Origin of the sequence: Agrobacterium sp. SORGH_AS 787 (genome assembly GCF_030819035.1) — a bacterium.
Taxonomy (GTDB): Bacteria; Pseudomonadota; Alphaproteobacteria; order Rhizobiales; family Rhizobiaceae; genus Agrobacterium; species Agrobacterium larrymoorei_B.
In genome coordinates this window covers 2,790,635-2,809,917 of sequence record NZ_JAUTBG010000002.1, presented here as the reverse complement: position 1 = coordinate 2,809,917, position 19,283 = coordinate 2,790,635, and the positions used below count along the sequence as shown (strand labels likewise).

Genomic DNA, 19,283 nt, shown 5'->3' with positions numbered 1-19,283 from the left:
CATTCTTTTTTCTGTATGTTTTACCATTGCTGATCAGTGCGGGCGTTTGGGCTGCAATCTGGATCAGCGATGCCCGTCGCTCTAACCGGCATAAAATTCACCCAGGTGAGTGAGTGTAGAAACTAAAAAAGCCCGCGAAGTCAGAAACTTCGCGGGCTTTTTTGTGAGCTTGATTCAGGCTTCAAGCGGCGCATCCGTGATGGCGCGCCGCCTCATCCGATGACGTTATACTTCGTCCTTGCCGGAGGCGAGGATGCAGATCAGCGTGATGACAGCAGCCAGGCCCAGATAGTAGCCGACGGCTGGCATGCCGTAATTCGTCTGCAGCCAGGTCGCGATATAAGGTGCGAGCGAGGCGCCGACGATGCCTGCGAAGTTGAAGGTCAGCGACGCACCGGTGTAGCGCACGCTGGTGGGGAACGGCGCTGCCAGTGCTGCGCCGATCAGGGCGTAGGTCATGCCCATCAGAGCCATTGCCGACGCCGCGAAGACCGCAACGCCCGCTTCGCCGCCGCCCAGCAGAACCGGAAGCAGGAAGGAGAAGGCGGCAATCAGGACCGTGATGACGATCAGCGACAGGCGACGACCGACCTTGTCGCCGACAATGCCGGTCAGCGGAATGAAGATACCGAAGACCACGGCGCTGAGGATCTGGATTTCCAGCGCGTCAAGGAAGGGGATCTTCAGGACCTTGACGTTGTAGGACAGCAGCCAGGCGGTTGCGATGTAGAACAGCACGAAGGTAACGAGTGCTACAAAGGTGCCGAGGAACAGGCTGCGCTTGTACTTGGTGAAGATTTCCTTGGCGGGAACGGCAACGCGCTCATGCTTGTCGATGGCCTTCTGGAAGGCAGGCGTTTCCGAAATGGAGAAACGGACCCACAGACCGACGGCGATCAGCAGCGTCGAGGCGATGAAAGGAATACGCCAGCCCCAGGAGATCAGCGCTTCATTCGACATGACATGCAGAAGCAGCCAGAAGATGCCGGACGACAGGAAGAGGCCGACCGGTGCGCCGAGCTGCGGGAACATCGCATACCAGTTGCGTTTGCCGGGAGGGGCGTTTTCCGTTGCCAGAAGAACCGCACCGCCCCATTCGCCACCAAGGCCGAAGCCCTGACCGAAACGGCACAGCGCAAGCAGCAGAGGAGCGAGGACGCCGGCGGTTTCGTAGGATGGCAGAAGACCGATCACGACGGTCGAAACGCCCATCGTCAACAGCGCTGCAACGAGCGTCGTCTTGCGGCCGACGCGGTCACCGTAGTGGCCGAACACCAAAGCGCCGAGGGGACGGGCGAAGAAGGCGATCGAGAAGGTGGCGAAGGATGCAAGCAGCGCCGTCATCGGATCGCTGTTAGGGAAGAACAGCGTCGGAAACACGAGCACGGCGGCGGTCGCATAAACGTAGAAATCGAAGAACTCGATGGTCGTGCCGACCAGGCTGGCAGTAAGAACTCGTGCAGGCGAATTTGTCTTTACATCGTTCGGCTTGTCAGCTGTCGGCGATACAGGAGATATCGCGTCAGTCATTATGTTGGTTCCATTGTTAAGTAAGACTTATAAACCCTTGGGTAGGTTGCGGTTGCGTTAACGCAATTTTCGATCCTTTGAAACGCTTAAAGCGCAATAAGCAGCAAAAAATACGAGGATGGGCGGATTTTTTCCTCTGGCGGCGAGGGTCGCCGGACAATCAACTCGCTGTCGTCACCGTGTTGGGTGGTGCATCGGGTCGATAGGTCTGGGTGTTAAAACCCTGGGGAAAAACTACCGATCTTAACGAATCGATCTTGCTTTCGATGCCGATGCTCGAACTCCGCGCAACGGATTTATTTGATCCAGTTCAAATTCTGAATCTTGCGTCGACCGCAACACTCTGATTCCAAGGAAGGAATCCGTGCCTCATGTGATTCTTTAACAAAAATCGCACCGCAGGCCGTTTCGGTTAAGGAAAGTAAACGCTTCGTTAACCTTAATGACGTTTAAGTGTCTCGTACGGGTCGGGCGAGAGAATCGTGAACCATTCCGGTTCCGGTGCCTCGTCTGGAGTTTCAGGTGTTAGAGGTTGTTATGAGCGGCAAGCACGTGGCTGTTCTTATGGGTGGGTTTTCTGCGGAGCGGCCGGTCAGCCTCTCGTCGGGAGAAGCTTGCGCGTCCGCGCTGGAAGGCGAGGGCTATAAGGTCACGCGTGTGGATGTCGATCGCAATATCGCTGCCGTTCTTGCCGATCTTAGGCCTGATGTCGCCTTCAATGCGCTGCATGGCCCTTTCGGTGAAGACGGTACGATCCAGGGCATCCTCGAATATCTCGAAATTCCCTACACGCATTCCGGTGTTGCGGCTTCCTCGCTGGCGATGAACAAGTCGCAGTCGAAGAAGATCGCTGCTGCCGCTGGCATTCCTGTCGCGGCGGAAAAGCTGATGAACCGCTTCGATATCGGTTCGGAGCATCCGATGGTCACGCCTTATGTGGTGAAGCCGGTTCGCGAAGGTTCGAGCTTCGGTGTCGTCATCGTCAAGGAAGACCAGTCCCATCCTCCGCAGGTGCTTGGCTCTGCCGAATGGCGCTATGGCGATTCGGTCATGGTCGAACGCTATGTCCATGGCCGTGAATTGACCTGTGGCGTGATGAACGGCGAAGCTCTTGGCGTCACAGAAGTGGTGCCGCTCGGCCATAATTTTTACGATTATGATGCAAAATACGCCAAGGGTGGCTCAAAGCATGTCATCCCGGCGGAAATTTCACCGAATATTTACCAAAGAATCCAATCATTGGCAATCATGGCGCATCAGGTGATTGGCTGCCGTGGCGTAAGCCGTTCGGATTTTCGCTACGACGACCGTTTCTCAGAAGATGGCGAACTTATCTGGCTGGAAATCAACACCCAGCCAGGCATGACGCCAACCTCCCTCGTGCCCGAGATGGCGGCTTATCAGGGCCGTTCCTTTGGTGAGCTTGTCCGGTGGATGGTGGAGGACGCGTCGTGCTTGCGGTAAACGGCAAAAGATCGACAACCAAAAAGCGTGATATCCACGCATCGGCCGGTGCGGACGATCGCCTCGTCCTTCCGCGTCCGCTGCGTCGCGTGTTCCGCTTCTGTGTCAGCCTCGCGACTGGGCGCATTCATATTCCGGCCCATACCGGCACGGCCTCGACGCTGGTGTTCTTCTCTGCCATCGGTCTTTACGGCATGTCGCTTGGTGGTCACACGGAACTGGTCGCTCAGGCAACGACCTCCGCCGCCGGTTTCGCCGTCGAGGACGTGAAGGTCTCCGGTAATGTGCAGACGTCGGAAATCGAAGTCTTTCAGCTTCTTGGCCTCGATGGCGCAACCTCGCTGATCTCGCTTGATGTTAATGCTGCGCGTAAGAAATTGACCGAGCTTTCCTGGGTCGAAGATGTCGAAGTGCGCAAGGTTTATCCGAAGACGATCGAAGTTCGTCTGAAGGAGCGCCAGGCTTTCGGTATCTGGCAGCACGGTTCGGAACTGTCGCTGATCGAAAAGAGCGGCAGCGTCATCGCGCCGTTGCGTGATAACAAATATGCAGGCCTGCCACTCTTCGTTGGTCGTGACGCAGAAACGGGTGCCGCTGGCTTTGTCGACGAACTTGCCGACTGGCCGGAGATCCGCAACCGCGTTCGCGCCTATGTTCGCGTTGCCGGCCGTCGCTGGGACCTGCATCTCGACAACGGCATCGTCGTTAAGTTGCCGGAAGAAAATGTGCCGAAGGCGCTGCAGCTTCTTGCTCGTCTCGACATGGAGCAGAAAATCCTTTCGCGCGATGTCGCAGCCGTTGACCTGCGTCTTTCCGACCGCACGACGGTGCAGTTGACGGAAGGCGCGGCCGAGCGCCGCCAGGCCGCCGTCGAAGCGCGCAGCAAGGCCCTCAAGAAAGCGGAGAAGAACACATGAGCTTGTTCGGTTCTTCCCAATTCGGTCTGCCGCGTCTGAAGCCCTTGCCGTCCAAGCGCAGCCATGTGGTCTCCGTTCTCGATATCGGCTCGACCAAAGTCGTTTGCATGATCGGCCGCCTGACGCCGCGCCAGGAGAGCGAAGTTCTTCCCGGTCGCACGCATAAGGTGGATGTGATCGGCATCGGCCATCAGCGTTCGCGTGGCGTGAAATCCGGCGTCATTGCCGACCTCGACGCGCTGGAAGGCGTCATTCGGCTGGCCGTCGATGCCGCCGAGCGCATGGCGGGCCTGACTGTCGATAGCCTGATCGTCAATGTTTCGGCTGGCCGTCTGGCAAGCGATATCTACACCGCCTCTATCGATCTCGGTGGCCAGGAAGTGGAATCCGGCGATCTGCGCAAGGTTCTGATCGCCGCAAGCCAGCAGTCGCTGCGCCAGGACCGCGCGATCCTTCATTCCCTGCCGACCGGCTATTCGCTGGATGGCGAGCGCGGCATTCGCGATCCGCTTTCCATGTATGGCGACCTGCTGGGCGTGGACATGCATGTGGTGACGGCGGAACGCACGGCTCTGAAGAACCTCGAGCTCTGCATCAATCGCGCGCATCTGTCGGTCGAAGGCATTGTGGCGACCCCCTATGCCAGCGGTCTTGCGGCATTGGTGGATGACGAAGTCGAACTTGGATGTGCTGCCATCGACATGGGCGGCGGCACCACGACGATCTCGGTTTTCGCCGAAGGCCGTCTGGTGCACACGGATGCCATCGGTCTGGGTGGTCATCACGTCACCACCGATCTGGCGCGTGGTCTTTCCACGCGCATCGAAGATGCCGAGCGTCTGAAGGTGGTTCACGGTTCGTCGCTTGCCAACGGCGGCGTGGACGACCGCGAAATGATCGCCGTTCCGCCGATTGGCGAAGACGATCGCGACCAGCCATCGCAGGTGTCGAAGGCTCTCGTCAGCCGTATCATCCGCGCTCGTATCGAAGAGACGCTCGAACTGATCCGCGACCGTATCCAGAAGTCCGGTTTCAGCCCGATCGTGGGCAAGCGCGTGGTGCTGACGGGTGGCGCAAGCCAGCTCACCGGTCTGCCGGAAACGGCGCGTCGTATTCTGGCTCGTAACGTGCGCATCGGTCGTCCGATGGGCGTGGCGGGCCTGCCGGTTGCGGCCAAGGGCCCGGCCTTTTCTACCGCTTGCGGATTGATGATCTATCCGCAGATCGCGGACATTGAAATTCACGCGGCGCAGAGCGGAATGTTCTCGCCGTTTGGAATGGGCAGCGGGCGGATCGCTCGCGTGGGGCAGTGGCTGAAAGAAAGTTTCTGATCCTTTTCCTGCGTATCGGAAGAGGAATGAGTGAAGTTCAAAGAAATTGGCCAGCGGGGCGTTGCCGGCCATCAAAAGAAGGAATGGTAAAATGACGATACAGCTGCAAAAGCCGGATATCACCGAGCTGAAGCCACGCATCACCGTTTTCGGTGTTGGCGGCGGTGGCGGTAACGCTGTCAACAACATGATCACGGCAGGTCTGCAGGGCGTCGATTTCGTCGTCGCCAACACCGACGCGCAGGCCCTGACGATGACGAAGGCCGACCGGGTGATCCAGCTCGGCGTCAACGTCACCGAAGGTCTCGGCGCCGGTTCGCAGCCGGAAGTCGGCCGCGCTGCTGCCGAAGAGTGCATCGATGAAATCATCGACCACCTGAACGGTACCCACATGTGCTTCGTCACCGCCGGCATGGGCGGCGGCACGGGCACGGGTGCGGCTCCGGTCGTTGCACAGGCTGCCCGTAACAAGGGCATCCTGACGGTTGGCGTTGTTACCAAGCCCTTCCACTTCGAAGGCGGACGCCGCATGCGTCTGGCCGAGCAGGGCATCGAAGAGCTGCAGAAGTCTGTCGATACGCTGATCGTCATTCCGAACCAGAACCTCTTCCGCATTGCCAATGACAAGACGACCTTTGCCGATGCTTTCGCAATGGCCGACCAGGTTCTTTATTCCGGCGTTGCCTGCATTACCGACCTGATGGTGAAGGAAGGTCTCATCAACCTCGACTTCGCCGACGTTCGCTCGGTCATGCGTGAAATGGGCCGCGCAATGATGGGTACCGGTGAGGCTTCCGGCGAAGGCCGCGCAATGCAGGCTGCGGAAGCAGCGATTGCCAACCCGCTGCTCGACGAAACCTCGATGAAGGGCGCACAGGGCCTCCTGATCTCCATCACCGGTGGTCGCGACCTGACCCTCTTCGAAGTCGACGAAGCTGCAACGCGTATTCGCGAAGAAGTCGATCCGGATGCCAACATCATCCTCGGCGCGACTTTCGACGAAGCGCTCGAAGGCCTTATCCGCGTCTCCGTCGTTGCCACCGGCATCGACCGTGTACCGGGCCAGATGGAAAAGAACATCGCCGAGATGCGGGCAGCCGCCGCTGCGGCAGCAAAGCCCGTTATCCGTCCCTCCGCGGCCGTTGCATCCGCATCGGCCGCAGTTCAGCCTGCCCCAGTTATGCAGGCACCAAAGTCCGTAGATCCGATTGCTCAGACCATCCGCGCTGCGGAAGTCGATATGGAGCGCGAACTGGCTCTGGCCGCTGCTGAACAGCAGTTGCGCCAGGCGCAGGCAGAAGCCGAGTTCCGCCCACAGAGCAAGCTGTTCGCATCTGCTCCGGCCGAAGCGCCGGTCGTTGCTCGCCCCGCAGCACCGGTTCAGGCTGCTCCGGCACCTGTATACCACGCTCCGGAGCAGGTCGCAGCGCCGGCTCCGCGCATGGCACAGCCTCAGGCTCAGGTTTATCATGAACCAGCTCCTGTCGCACGCCAGCCGGAGCCGGTTCGCATGCCAAAGGTCGAGGACTTTCCCCCGGTCGTAAAGGCTGAAATGGATCACCGCGCACAGGTTGCTCACGCAGCACCTGAAGAGCGCGGCCCGATGGGTCTGCTGAAGCGAATCACCAATTCGCTCGGCCGTCGCGATGAAGAAGAAGCTGTTCCTTCCGACATGATGGATGCTCCGAGCCTTGCTCCGCAGCAGCGCCGTCCAATGTCCCCGGAAGCGAGCATGTACGCACCGCGTCGCGGCAATCTGGATGACCACGGTCGCCAGTCGCCGGCTTCCGCCAGCCATCACGAAGACGATCAGCTCGAAATTCCGGCCTTCCTGCGCCGTCAGTCGAACTGATCGGATAGCCGGTCGGTGAACCGATCAGGCGATTCTGCGTTAAGCGAATACCCGGGTCCGAAAGGCCCGGGTATTTGTGTTTCATCGTCGTGGGGCGAGGGCGCTTATCCCAATTCTTTCAAATGCTTGAGTGTGTAACAAAGCGACATCAACAGTGATTTGTGGTGACGCTGCAGTGTGCGTATGTAAGAGCATGGGATCGGGAAATAACGTCTGCGTGAAGACCGAATTTCCCCTCAATTGACTTCGGACTAAGCCGGCATCGTCGGCTCTGTCCCATGAAAAGGCTTGATACGCATGACCATCGGATTGCTCGGTTTCCAGACGACTATCGCTAACCCTGTTCAGCTCAAGGGCATCGGCGTTCATTCGGGCAATCCGGCTTCCATGACGTTCCAGCCGGCGGAAGCCGGAACTGGCATCGTTTTCAGCCGCACGCTGGACAATGGCACGGTGGTGGAAGTGAAGGCGGTTTCTGCCAATGTTGGCAATACCGACCTCTGCACCGTGATCGGTCGTTCGCCCGCACAGTCTGTTGCAACCGTCGAGCATGTCATGGCCGGCATCTACGCCATGGGCATCGACAATCTGATCGTTGAAGTCGACGGTCCGGAAGTGCCGATCATGGATGGCAGCGCCGCACCGTTCATCGAAGCCATCGAATCGGTTGGTATCGTCAATCTCGGTGTGAAGCGTCGCTACATCCGCGTCATCAAGCCGGTTCGCATCGACTCAGGCGCCTCCTGGGCGGAGTTCCGCCCTTATGACGGTACGCGCTTCGAGGTTGAAATCGACTTTGATACGCCGCTGATCGGCCGCCAGACCTGGAAGGGTGACCTGACGGCGGAGACGTTCAAGAACGAGCTGTCGCGCGCTCGTACCTTCGGCTTCATGCGTGATGTGGAGCGCCTGTGGGCTGCTGGCTACGCGCTCGGTTCTTCGCTGGAAAATTCGGTCGTGATCTCCGACGACCACACGGTCATCAACATGGAAGGCCTGCGCTACGAGAAGGACGAGTTCGTCCGTCACAAGACGCTCGATGCTGTCGGCGATCTGGCACTTGCCGGCGCGCAGTTCATCGGTTGCTACCGCTCCTATCGTGGTGGTCATAAGGTCAATGCAAACGCGCTGAAGGCGCTTCTGAGCGACCCGACCGCTTATGAGATCGTCGAGGCTCCTGCCGCGCGTCAGCCGGTCGTTCGTGCCCGTGAATTCGTCGCGATCAACCAGCCGGAATTTGCGCCCTGGTCCGCATAAGACCAGAGAGACATTCGACTTTTCATAAAGGCTGTCCTCCAGGCAGCCTTTTTCTTTTGCCTCTCGTCAGGCGTCATCGAGCGCCGTCTAAGGGCGGTGGCGTGATCGCTTAAAAAGCTGGCAAAGCAGATTACAACCGGCTAATAGGGGTTGTATGGGTGGAGGTCAGGATTATCGCGTTTTACGCGCGCGCCTGCCATAAAAATGCGTTAATGCGTCATCATTGCGTTGCCCTGCTGGTGCTTTTGCGGCTAGAACCGCCTGCGAAAGCCTAAGCTCTGTAGTGACGCGGGAAGTGGGAACTGTCGAATGAAGCGTGTAGGGTCTGGTGCAATGAATGGAACGGTGCGGGTTGGGCTCGTATCGCTGATGCTGCTTGGCGCCGGAACGCTGGTCACTGCCTGCCAGTCCGATCCCGATATCGACATTACCAAGCTTGGCGTTGAAACCGATCCGCCGGACGTGTTGTACCGCCAGGCGCTTGCCAACATGAACAAGGGCAACATGACGGAAGCCGGTCGCAAGTTCACCGCGATCGACAAGCAGTACCCCTTTACCGAGTGGGGCCAGAAGGCTCTGGTGATGAACACCTTCATCGCCACCCGTCAAAACAAGAACGAAGCCGCGATCACATCCGGTCAGCGCTTCCTCAAGCAATATCCGCGCGCGAAAGACGCAGCTTACGTCCAGTATATGATCGGTCTTGCTTACTCCAAGCAGATCGCGGACGTGACGCAGGATCAGCGCGCCGCCCAGCGCACCATCGAAGCGATGAGCAAGGTCGTCAACGACTATCCCGACTCGGAATATGTCGCCGATGCGCAGGCCAAGATCCGCTTTGCGCGTGACCAGCTTGCCGGTCGCGAAATGCAGGTCGGTCGCTATTACCTGGAGCGCAAGGAATATCTGGCGGCTGTGTCCCGCTTCCGCATCGTCGTGGAGCAGTACCAGAACACCAACCAGATCGAAGAGGCGCTGGCGCGTCTCACCGAAGCCTATTACGCCATGGGACTGGTGGACGAGGCCCAGACGGCAGCTGCCGTTCTCGGCAACAACTACCCGGACAGCCAGTGGTATGCCGATTCCTACAAGCTCTTGAAGGGTCAGGGACTGGAGCCGCGTGAAAACCGCGAATCCTGGATTTCCCGCGCCGGCAAGAAGCTGATCGGAGCGTAAGGCAAGGGCGTCATCCATGCTGGTCCAGCTTTCGATCCGCGACATCGTTCTGATCGAACGGCTCGACCTTGGGTTCGAGGCCGGTCTCTCCGTGCTGACCGGCGAAACCGGCGCCGGCAAATCCATTCTTCTCGATAGTCTGTCCTTGGCCCTTGGTGGCCGCGGCGATGGCGGTCTCGTGCGCCACGGCGAGGATAAGGGGCAGGTGACGGCGACTTTCGAAGTCGGCATGGATCATCCTGCACGTTTGCTGCTTCGTGAAAATGGTCTGGATGACGACGGCGATCTGATCTTTCGCCGCGTGCAATCCGCCGATGGCCGCACCAAGGCCTATGTGAACGATCAGGCCGTCTCGGTGCAGATGATGCGCCAGCTTGGCCAGCATCTGGTGGAAATTCACGGTCAGCATGACGATCGCGCATTGGTGGACACCAATGCGCATCGCGCGCTTCTCGATGCTTTTGCCGGTCTCAGCGACGAGGTTCTCTCGGTTCAAGGTCTCTACCGCACCTGGAAGGATGCCGAGCGTGGCTTGAAGGTGCACCGCGCCAATGTCGAAGCGGCTGCCCGCGAGGCGGATTATCTGCGCTCTTCCGTGGAAGAACTGGAAGCGCTTTCTCCACGCGATGGGGAAGAGGACGAGTTGGCCGAACGTCGCGCCGTGATGCAGAAATCAGAACGCATTGCGGGCGATATTGCTGAAGCCAGCGAATTTCTGAACGGCAATGCCTCGCCTGTGCCGATCATCGCCTCGATGATGCGCCGGCTGGAACGCAAGAGCCACGAAGCGCCGGGTCTGCTCGAAGACACAGTGCAACTGCTGGACGCCGCACTCGACAATCTTTCCAACGCACAGATGGAAGTGGAAGCTGCGCTTCGCCGCACGGAATTCGATCCGCGCGAGTTGGAGCGCGTCGAAGAGCGTCTTTTCGCGCTTCGCGCGGCCGGTCGCAAATATTCCGTCCCCGTTGCCGATCTCCCTGCACTGGCGGAGCGCATGGTGACCGACCTTGCCGATCTCGATGCTGGGGAAGAAAAGCTGGCGAAGCTGGAAGCCCAGCTCGGTGTCGTCAAAGCCGATTTCGACCGTGCTGCACTGTCGCTCTCCGACAAGCGGCGCAATGCGGCGGAGGCGCTTTCCGAAGCCGTGATGGCCGAACTTCCGGCCTTGAAGCTGGAGCGCGCGCGTTTCACCGTGGAAGTGACGAGCGATCCGTCTTCGGCGACGGCAGATGGTATCGATGTGGTGGAATTCCACGTTCAGACCAACCCTGGAACCCGACCTGGCCCGATCATGAAGGTGGCATCCGGTGGCGAGCTTTCACGCTTCCTGCTGGCGCTGAAGGTGGCGCTTGCCGATCGCGGCTCGGCACCGACGCTGGTCTTCGATGAGATCGACACGGGCGTGGGTGGTGCCGTGGCGGATGCCATCGGCCAGCGACTGAAGCGGCTTTCGAAGACTGTTCAGGTCTTGTCCGTGACCCATGCGCCCCAGGTCGCGGCACGTGCGTCCACCCATCTGCTGATTGCCAAGGGACCTGCGGGCGACGGCACGGAGCGTATCGCCACCCGCGTTGCGACGATGCAGCCGGAGCACCGCACAGAAGAGATTGCGCGCATGCTCGCCGGTGCTTCAGTCACGGATGAGGCGAGAGCGGCGGCTGCGCGCCTGCTGGCCGCGCAGGATTAAGGTTTCGGTCTAGGGTTTCGCTAACGCGTTTCGCGATCTTTCAGATTCGCTCACACGCTTTAGGTCCTTGTTATCGCATGTCGTTATCGCAAAACCGCTGCACACTTTTGCGCTGACCATGCTTTAGAATTAAGCGGCAGGCGAGAGCAATTCGCTGATCGTGCTCGGAACGGCGAGAGACTCGAAGGCTGGTTTTGCCAGGAGATATCCCTGAACCAGTGTCACGCCGAGATCGCGAAGTGCTGCGAGTTCACCGGCTGTTTCCACGCCTTCACAGAGCGGTGTGACGTTGAGATCGGCCAGCATGTTCAACGTGTTGCGAACGATCACGCGTCGGACGGGATCGCTGTCGATGCCACGGATCATATCCATATCCAGTTTGACGATATCGGGCTGGAAATGGGTGAGAAGGCCGAGACCGGAATAGCCTGCACCAAAGTCATCGATTGCCGTCAGGAAACCGATATCCCGATAGGTGCGCAGGATGTTGAGGACATGGACAGAATCCATTTTCTCCGTTTCGGTGAACTCGAAAATGATGCGGTTGAGAGGAAAGCCGGTTTTCATGGCGGTCGCCAGCGTCAGGCGGATACAGGCGCGCGGCTCATAAACGGCGTTAGGCATGAAGTTGATGGAGAGCTTTGTGTTGGCGGTGGGGTCGAAGAGCCTTGCAGCCAGCTCGATCGCCTTGACGCGACACTGCTGATCGAAGGCATAGCGGGTACTGTCATCCACCTCCGAAAGCACCGTGCCCGCACCTTCACCATTGGGACCGCGAACCAGGGCTTCATTGGCAAAAACCAAACCGGTTTCGATGTCGACAATCGGTTGGAAGGCCATCGAAAACGGCAGGTCTAGGCTTTTGCCGTCCTTGCACCCTTCGCATTTTGTCGACATGTCCGCTCTTTCTCCATGAGATTGCAGGTAGTTTAGCAGGACAGGAATTAAGCATTCGTATTGTGTCGAAGTATTCTTCTGTGACGTGTTCCGCCTTCGGGGCAGTACGTCGGCAGATCGAGGGCGCCGTTTGTCCCGCACTCTCAGCTCGCCGCCGTCTCACTCTCGTGGCAGAGGATATTGATGAGCCGCCCGAAAGGATCGCGCACGTAAAAACGCCTGACGCCCCACGGTTCTTCCGCTTGCCCATATTCTATCTTCAGTCCCGCTGTGGTGACACGGCGCAGCACATCGTCCAGATCATCGACTTCGATGGAGAGGTCCGGCACGGGTGTTCCCGAACCTCCTTCACTGGCGATGCTGACCTGCGGCTGGGTCTTGATCGAAGGCGCTGCAAAGGTGACGATCCAGCCATGGTCCATGACGAGGTCGAGGCCGAGGATATCGCCGTAAAAGCCCTGGGCTGCTTTGACATCCGGGGCGGCGATATTGGCGATGATCCTTTTGACGACCATGATCGCTATGCCCGCTCAGCGACTGGCCGCAACAGCGACGCCGGAGCCGATCATCACTCCGCCCGCCACGCGGTTGACGCGGCGCACGACGCGTTCGGAGCGCAGCAGCTTTCGTGCTCTCACTGCCAGCAGCACGTGCCCGCCGATCACCACGACCTCGACGCAGAGGATGATTGCGGCGAGTGCTGCCAGATGATCCACGGTGAGCGATGCGCCGACGATGTTGGGCAGGAGCGCGACATAGAAGAGCGGCATTTTCGGATTGCCGAGATTGAGGACGAAGCCGGTGAGGAAAATGGAGAGGAGGCCGCGTCTTTCACCCGTTGGCTGAAGCTCCGGCACCACCGCTGGTGCCGTCCACATCTTCACGCCCATCCAGATCAAATAGGCCGCACCGCCATAGCGCAGAACCGTCATGGCGACGCCCATCTCCTCAGCGATCAGCGACAGGCCGAAGGCGGCGAGTGTGAGAAAGATCAGAATACCGGCAACGGTACCAAGCCCGTAGGCGATACCGGAGGGCGCGCCATGGGTGATGGTTCGCGCGACAATGGTCATATTGTCTGGGCCAGGACTGGCTGCGAAGACGAAGAAGGCAGCGGCAAAGGCAAGCAGGGTCGTCATGTCCATGGGGCAGCTCCGGAACAGAGGTATTATCCGGACGTTCAGACTAATCGATTCCGGCGGGATGAAAAGGGGCCGTTTCGCCTGCTCCAATTATTGGCTAAAAGCACTGGCAGATTCCCGAATGAGGCCGCCATGTCGAACGACCAGACACCAGTCGAAAACCTGACCGAGCTTGAAGCGTCTTCCGAGCTTGCATTTCTGGCAGCAGAAATCGCGCGTCACGACGCGCTCTATCATGGCAAGGATCAGCCTGAGATTTCGGATGCGGACTACGACGCGCTGAAGCGACGCAACGATGCGATCGAGGCAGCCTTTCCGGCGCTGGTGCGCGCCGACAGCCCGTCGAAAAAGGTTGGCTTTGCGCCGCTCCCGACCTTTGCGCCCATCGTTCATGCGCGCCCGATGCTCTCACTCGACAACACCTTTTCGGAGGAGGATGTTGCCGACTTCGTCGCATCGGTCTACCGCTTCCTTGGGCGTCTGCCGGATGAGTCCATTGCGTTTACCGCAGAGCCGAAAATCGACGGGCTTTCCATGTCGATCCGTTACGAGCGGGGTCGCCTGACGACGGCTGCGACCCGTGGCGATGGAACGACCGGTGAAAACGTCACCGCCAATATCCGGACCATCAAGGAAATCCCGAACGACCTGCCCGAAGGCGTGCCAGATGTCGTGGAAGTGCGCGGTGAGGTCTATATGGCCAAGAGCGACTTTCTGGCGCTGAATGCGCAGATGGAGGCCGAAGGCAAGCAGACCTATGTCAATCCACGCAACACGGCGTCCGGTTCTCTGCGCCAGCTCGACCCGAACGTAACAGCGCGGCGCAAGCTGAGGTTTTTCGCCTATGCGCTGGGCGAGGTCTCCAATGGTGGGCAGCCGACGCGCATTGCCGACACGCAGTATGGCATCGTGGAAAAATTCCGCGAGTGGGGTTTTCCCGTCAACCCGTTGATGAAGAGATTCACGTCCGCCTCGCAACTGCTTGAGCACTATCATGAAATCGGCATTGCACGCCCTGATCTCGATTACGATATCGATGGAGTCGTCTACAAGGTCGATGAGCTCGATCTGCAGGAGCGTCTTGGTTTCCGCTCCCGCAGCCCGCGCTGGGCGACAGCCCACAAGTTTCCCGCCGAGCAGGCTTTCACCACCGTAGAGGCGATCGACATTCAGGTGGGACGCACAGGCGCGCTAACGCCGGTGGCGCGACTGACACCCATTACCGTCGGTGGCGTGGTGGTGACGAATGCGACGCTGCATAATGCCGATTATATCGAGGGCATCGGCAACAATGGTGAGCGTATCCGACCTGAGGAGCACGATATCCGCATTGGCGACACAGTGATTGTCCAGCGCGCAGGCGATGTCATTCCGCAGGTTTTGGATGTCGTGCTGGAGCGGCGTCCCGATACTCTGAAGCCTTATGAATTTCCAAAGAAGTGCCCGGTCTGTGGCAGCCATGCGGTGCGCGAGCGCAATGAAAAGACCGGCAAGCTCGATTCGGTGACGCGCTGCACGGGCGGCTTTGTCTGCCGGGCGCAGGCGGTGGAGCATCTCAAACATTTCGTCTCGCGCAACGCCTTTGACATTGAAGGTCTCGGCACCAAGCAGATCGAGTTTTTCTTCGAGAGCGACGACCCCGCACTGTCGATCAAGACCGCACCGGACATTTTCACGCTGAAGGAGCGCCAGGAAAAGAGCCATCTGACCAAGCTGGAGAATATCGATGGCTTCGGCAAGGTCAGCGTCAAGAAGCTGTTCGATGCGATCGATGCTCGGCGCGAGATCGATCTGCACCGGCTTATCTTCGCGCTCGGCATTCGCCATGTGGGCGAGACGAACGCGAAGCTGCTAGCTCGAAGCTATGGCACCTATGCGCATTTCGAGGAGTCGATGAAGGCTGCCGCTGATTTTTCCGGCGACGCCTGGAACGAACTCAACAACATCGATGGCATCGGCGAGGTCGTGGCGCGCGCCATTGTGGAATTCTACAAGGAGCCGCGCAATCTCGATGTGATAGACAGGCTGATGAAGGAGCTTCGCCCGAAAGAGGCGGACAAGCCCTCCACGGAAGGGAGCCCTGTGGCTGGCAAAACGGTGGTCTTTACCGGCTCGCTGGAAAAGTTCACCCGCGATGAGGCAAAGGCGCGGGCCGAAAGCCTTGGCGCCAAGGTCGCTGGCTCGGTGTCGAAGAAGACCGATATTGTGGTGGCAGGTCCGGGGGCCGGATCGAAGCTGGACAAGGCGCGAGAGCTTGGTGTGCAGACCATGGATGAGGATGAGTGGCTGGCCTTGATCGGCGGGTGACGATGTTAACGTTGTCTTGTCGGTGTGGCTAAAGTCATAGAGAGGGCCTCATGAGCGATCGGCTGGATGTTTCGATAGAAACGGTAGCACGGTTGATTGCCGAGCAGTTTTCGCAGTGGGCGGACTTGCAGATCACGCCCGTGAGCCACAGCGGCTGGGACAATCGCAGCTTCCGTCTGGGAGAGAGGATGCTGGTCCGGCTGCCGAGTGCGGAGGGCTATGTTCCGCAGGTGGAGAAGGAGCATCGCTGGCTGTCATATCTGGCTAAGCGCCTGCCGCTGCCGATACCGGAGCCCCTGGCAAAGGGTATGCCATCTGAGGACTATCTCTTTCCATGGTCCATCTATGGCTGGCTGGACGGCGAGCCATTGGCGCTTACGTTGCCTGAGACGGATTTGAAGATGCTGGCACAGGATGTCGCGGCTTTTCTGCGGGCGCTCCACGCCATCGATGCCAGCGACGGGCCGCTTGCAGGCGCTCATAATTTCCACCGTGGGGGTTCGTTGGGCGTCTATGATGCGCAAGCGCGGGACGCGATCGAGGCTGTGAGCGACGAGGTGGACGCGGACCTTGCGCGAGCGATATGGGAGGTGGCGCTGAAAAGCCGGTGGCAGGGAAGGCCGGTCTGGGTGCATGGCGATATTGCCGAGGGCAATCTCTTGATGCAGGGCGGGCGGCTTTCGGCCGTTATCGATTTCGGCAGTTCGGGCGTTGGTGATCCTGCCTCCGATCTCATTCTGGCGTGGAACGTCCTGGATGCCGATAGCCGCGCCGTTTTCAGACAAGCGCTTCCTCTCGATGCTGAGACATGGCAACGCGGCCAAGGCTGGGCGCTGTGGAAGGCGATGATCGTACTTGCAGCAGAGCGGGTACGGGATGAGAAGCTCAGCGAATGGTCGCGCAGGACCATTCGCGAGGTGATGGCAGATCATCTGAAGGGCTGGAAGTCTTAACGAAGCCTCGCCATCAGATAGCAGTCGGCGTAGATGCCATTTCGAAGAGCATATTGGCGCATCGTGCCTTCCTTCTCGAAGCCGAACTTCTCATAGAGCCGGATGGCCGGCGCGTTATCGGTGAAGACGTTCAACTCGATCCGTCTGAGATCGTGCCAGTTATCAGCCGCATCCAGCAAGGTTCTGATAAAGAGCGTTCCGAGGCCCTTGCCGGTAAAGTCGTCATGGATGCCGAGCCCGAGGGACGCGGCGTGGCGCCTGCGGCCCCGCTCGGCGTGGAGGCCAGCATTGCCGAGCAATCGACCGCGCCATTCAGCGACGATCATGATATCGGCCGGTGTAAGGGATTCCATGTATCGGCGGGTATGGGCCACGCTCTGGAAAGGCTGGCGCAACGTGCCGTGGCGCACGCCTGGCATGTTTAGCACTTCTGTCAGGGCTTCTGCATCCTCCGGACGGAAACCACGGATGGTGACATCATCGAGTGAAAAATCGGCGGGTGAGGGCGGTTCCTGGGATTGCGACATGCTGTTTCCTTTCAGTTGGAAGAGCAGGTGCATCCTCTTGCCCTGCTGCTTCGGCAGGGCTTCGGTGGAAAGATCGCGAGACCTATCGCGAAAAGGCTCCACACAAGGCTCCACCGTCCACCGGCGTGCCGGTGGTAACCACGGTAAGCATCATTGTGTTGGTCTTTGCGATCATGAGGGCAGGATGCTGTGGCAAGCCGGTGCTGTCAAGTCTTCAGAGACTTGCGCTGCAACAACCGCCCGTCGATGGCGATGAGACCTGCGGCGATCATTGCCATACCGATGATGTGCTTCAGTGCAAGCTGTTCTCCGAGCACCAGGGATCCGAGTAGGATGGCGCTGACGGGAATGAGGAAGGTGACCAGCGCCAGGTTCGTCGCGCCTGCGGAGGAAAGAATGCGAAAGAAGATGAGATAGGCCAGCGCGGTGGACAGAAGCGCAATGCCGAAGAGGGCCGCCCATGTCTCGCCGCTCGGCATGGGGAGTGTCCATGGCTTGTCGATGATCAGGGCAAGCGGGATGAGGATCAGACTTGAGGCGGAAATCTGGCCGGTGGCCGTGACCAGTGGAGCCACGCCCATGGCCTTGAATCGACGTCCGAAAATGCCTGCGAAAGAATAGGAAATGGCAGCGCCGAGAATGGCAAGTTGACCCCAGAGGCTGGACCTTTCGCCACTGAGCGCCGCAGGGCCGATCATGGTGGCGACGCCCACAAAGCCGATGATGACGCCTGCGAGCTTGTTGGCACTGAGCTTTTCATCTGCGGTCATCAAATGGGCGACAAGCACGGTAAACAGCGGCGTCGTGGCATTGAGGATGGAGGCGACACCGCTTGCAATATGCGTTTGACCCCAGACGATCAGCGAAAAGGGGATGATGTTGTTGAGAAGCCCCATGACGACGAAAGCGCGGAGCACTTCCGGCTTGCGCGGGATGCTGTAGCCCAGGAGGCGGCAAACCGTCAGTAGCGCCAGAGCAGCGATGAAGACCCGAAGCGTGACGATGGTGATGGGCGGCAACTCCTTCACGGCGATGCCGATGAAGAAGAAGGACCCGCCCCATAGAATGGAAAGCGCAATAAGCATGGCCCATTCCTGCGGTCCCATCTGCTTTTGTATCGACATGGAAATCTCCTGGTAAAAATCAGATCCTTGCAGGCATGACGCGTGCAAGCCACCCGAAAAATTTTTGAGCTTTTCTGAACTTAGCTTTTATTTCGGAATTGACTTTCCCCTGTTTATCTCGTGATTTCATGGCGCTTCAAACGATTGTTTCTCGAGCGATAGTTGAGTTTAGTTAAATCATGGCGGCAGGACTTCCATCCTTGAAAGGGCTTCAGGCCTTCGAAGCAGCAGCCCGCTACCGGAGCGTGACGCTTGCGGCAAACGAGCTTCATGTAACGCCCGGTGCCGTCAGTCTACTGATCCGCGATCTTGAAGCTCATCTCGACGTGCAGCTGTTCATTCGCAGACCGCGCCATATTCAGCTCACCCCGCAAGGGGAGCGCTATTACAATGCTCTCAAAACGGCCTTCGTTATGTTGCGCGAGGCGACGGCGGAGTTGACGGCGCGATCAGGTGTCAACGTGCTGACGCTCAGCTGCACCCCAACCTTTGCCGCGCAGTGGTTGATGCCCCGCTTGGCGGCATTCCAGGATGCCAATCCACGCATCGATGTTCGTCTCAGTGTCACCAACCGGCTGGTGGATTTTTCGCAGGACACCGTGGATATAGCGGTGCGGCACGGATCGGGCCGTTACAATGGGCTTGAGAGTGTCAGGCTTATCGATGACAGCACCTTGCCCGTCTGCTCTCCGGCTCTACTGGAGCGGTTGGGCTCGGTGCGCGCGCCAGACGATCTCAGGAACTTTCCGCTGCTGCATGACGAAAACCGGAATGAATGGCGTCGGTGGCTTGAACTGGCGGGCGCAGCGGATATCGATGCTTCAGGCGGCACGGTTTTTCTGGACAGTAACGGCGCTCTCGATGCTGCCAAGGCCGGATATGGCGTGGCACTGACACGACGCTCTTTGGTGGCGAATGAGCTTTCCGTGGGAACGCTCATCGCGCCCCTCGATACCGAAATGGTGAGCACGCTTGCCTACTACCTCGTCTATCCGCCAAGAGTGCTCAACAATCCCGATGTTCTGAAACTGCGTGATTGGATGCTTTCTGAGGCCAATTCCCGCGCTACAGGTTCCCTTTAGCCATTAGTGGGTTTATTCGAGTGTTATTCCTTCA

General features: G+C 59.0%; 16 protein-coding genes. 10 read left to right on the top strand and 6 right to left on the bottom strand.

Going from position 1 to position 19,283, the window contains the following annotated elements; translation table 11 throughout:
- Positions 1 to 225: 225 nt before the first annotated feature.
- On the bottom strand, positions 226 to 1,530 hold the full coding sequence (locus tag QE435_RS22845; protein ID WP_306933455.1) for an MFS transporter: 1,305 nt from the start codon (positions 1,528 to 1,530) through the stop codon (positions 226 to 228).
- A gap of 537 nt (positions 1,531 to 2,067) precedes the next feature.
- Between QE435_RS22845 and QE435_RS22840 the strand changes: the two genes are divergently transcribed.
- The 7 genes from QE435_RS22840 (at position 2,068) to recN (ending at position 11,217) form a co-directional block, all read left to right on the top strand.
- Positions 2,068 to 2,994: a D-alanine--D-alanine ligase gene (locus QE435_RS22840; protein ID WP_349042941.1), complete on the top strand. Its 927-nt coding sequence runs from the start codon at positions 2,068 to 2,070 to the stop codon at positions 2,992 to 2,994.
- Between the two features lie 32 nt (positions 2,995 to 3,026).
- Positions 3,027 to 3,911, top strand: coding sequence for a cell division protein FtsQ/DivIB (locus tag QE435_RS22835; protein ID WP_349042940.1), 885 nt, complete (start codon positions 3,027 to 3,029; stop codon positions 3,909 to 3,911).
- A complete protein-coding gene (gene ftsA, locus QE435_RS22830; protein ID WP_306933453.1) occupies positions 3,908 to 5,242 on the top strand; it encodes a cell division protein FtsA in 1,335 nt (444 codons plus the stop codon). Before QE435_RS22835 ends, ftsA begins: the two co-directional genes overlap by 4 nt.
- 91 nt (positions 5,243 to 5,333) lie before the next feature.
- Complete coding sequence (gene ftsZ / locus QE435_RS22825) at positions 5,334 to 7,094, top strand: cell division protein FtsZ (RefSeq protein ID WP_349042746.1); 1,761 nt, start codon at positions 5,334 to 5,336, stop codon at positions 7,092 to 7,094.
- Positions 7,095 to 7,391: 297 nt separating this feature from the next.
- A complete protein-coding gene (lpxC, locus tag QE435_RS22820) occupies positions 7,392 to 8,351 on the top strand; it encodes a UDP-3-O-acyl-N-acetylglucosamine deacetylase (RefSeq protein ID WP_309771292.1) in 960 nt (319 codons plus the stop codon).
- Between the two features lie 309 nt (positions 8,352 to 8,660).
- Entirely contained in the window at positions 8,661 to 9,527 is an 867-nt protein-coding gene (locus QE435_RS22815; RefSeq protein ID WP_349042745.1) for an outer membrane protein assembly factor BamD, read from the top strand.
- 16 nt (positions 9,528 to 9,543) lie between these two features.
- Positions 9,544 to 11,217, top strand: coding sequence for a DNA repair protein RecN (recN, locus tag QE435_RS22810; protein WP_349042744.1), 1,674 nt, complete (start codon positions 9,544 to 9,546; stop codon positions 11,215 to 11,217).
- A 129-nt stretch (positions 11,218 to 11,346) separates the two neighbouring features.
- On the opposite strand, the gene QE435_RS22805 is transcribed toward recN, so the two are convergent.
- From QE435_RS22805 to QE435_RS22795, 3 genes are all read right to left on the bottom strand, one after another.
- Positions 11,347 to 12,114 (bottom strand): EAL domain-containing protein, encoded by a 768-nt coding sequence (locus QE435_RS22805; RefSeq protein ID WP_349042743.1) that lies wholly within the window; start codon positions 12,112 to 12,114, stop codon positions 11,347 to 11,349.
- A gap of 143 nt (positions 12,115 to 12,257) precedes the next feature.
- The gene (locus QE435_RS22800; RefSeq protein ID WP_349042742.1) at positions 12,258 to 12,629 is read right to left on the bottom strand and encodes a VOC family protein; all 372 of its coding nucleotides are present in this window, start codon (positions 12,627 to 12,629) and stop codon (positions 12,258 to 12,260) included.
- Between the two features lie 15 nt (positions 12,630 to 12,644).
- Complete coding sequence (locus QE435_RS22795) at positions 12,645 to 13,259, bottom strand: LysE family translocator (protein WP_349042741.1); 615 nt, start codon at positions 13,257 to 13,259, stop codon at positions 12,645 to 12,647.
- A gap of 129 nt (positions 13,260 to 13,388) precedes the next feature.
- On the opposite strand from QE435_RS22795, the gene ligA reads away from it, so the two are divergent.
- Both ligA and QE435_RS22785 read left to right on the top strand, forming a co-directional pair.
- Entirely contained in the window at positions 13,389 to 15,563 is a 2,175-nt protein-coding gene (ligA, locus tag QE435_RS22790) for an NAD-dependent DNA ligase LigA (RefSeq protein WP_349042740.1), read from the top strand.
- A 50-nt stretch (positions 15,564 to 15,613) separates the two neighbouring features.
- A complete protein-coding gene (locus QE435_RS22785) occupies positions 15,614 to 16,516 on the top strand; it encodes an aminoglycoside phosphotransferase family protein (protein WP_349042739.1) in 903 nt (300 codons plus the stop codon).
- Here QE435_RS22785 and QE435_RS22780 read toward each other — a convergent pair.
- Both QE435_RS22780 and QE435_RS22775 read right to left on the bottom strand, forming a co-directional pair.
- On the bottom strand, positions 16,513 to 17,043 hold the full coding sequence (locus QE435_RS22780; RefSeq protein ID WP_306933433.1) for a GNAT family N-acetyltransferase: 531 nt from the start codon (positions 17,041 to 17,043) through the stop codon (positions 16,513 to 16,515). The genes QE435_RS22785 and QE435_RS22780 overlap by 4 nt on opposite strands.
- Positions 17,044 to 17,249: 206 nt before the next feature.
- Positions 17,250 to 18,167, bottom strand: coding sequence for a DMT family transporter (locus tag QE435_RS22775; RefSeq protein ID WP_349042738.1), 918 nt, complete (start codon positions 18,165 to 18,167; stop codon positions 17,250 to 17,252).
- Between the two features lie 179 nt (positions 18,168 to 18,346).
- Here QE435_RS22775 and gcvA point away from each other — a divergent pair, with 179 nt between their 5' ends.
- Positions 18,347 to 19,249 carry a transcriptional regulator GcvA gene (gene gcvA, locus QE435_RS22770; RefSeq protein ID WP_349042737.1) on the top strand — a complete coding sequence of 301 codons (903 nt, stop codon included), beginning with the start codon at positions 18,347 to 18,349 and terminating at the stop codon, positions 19,247 to 19,249.
- The last annotated feature ends 34 nt before the right edge of the window (positions 19,250 to 19,283 follow it).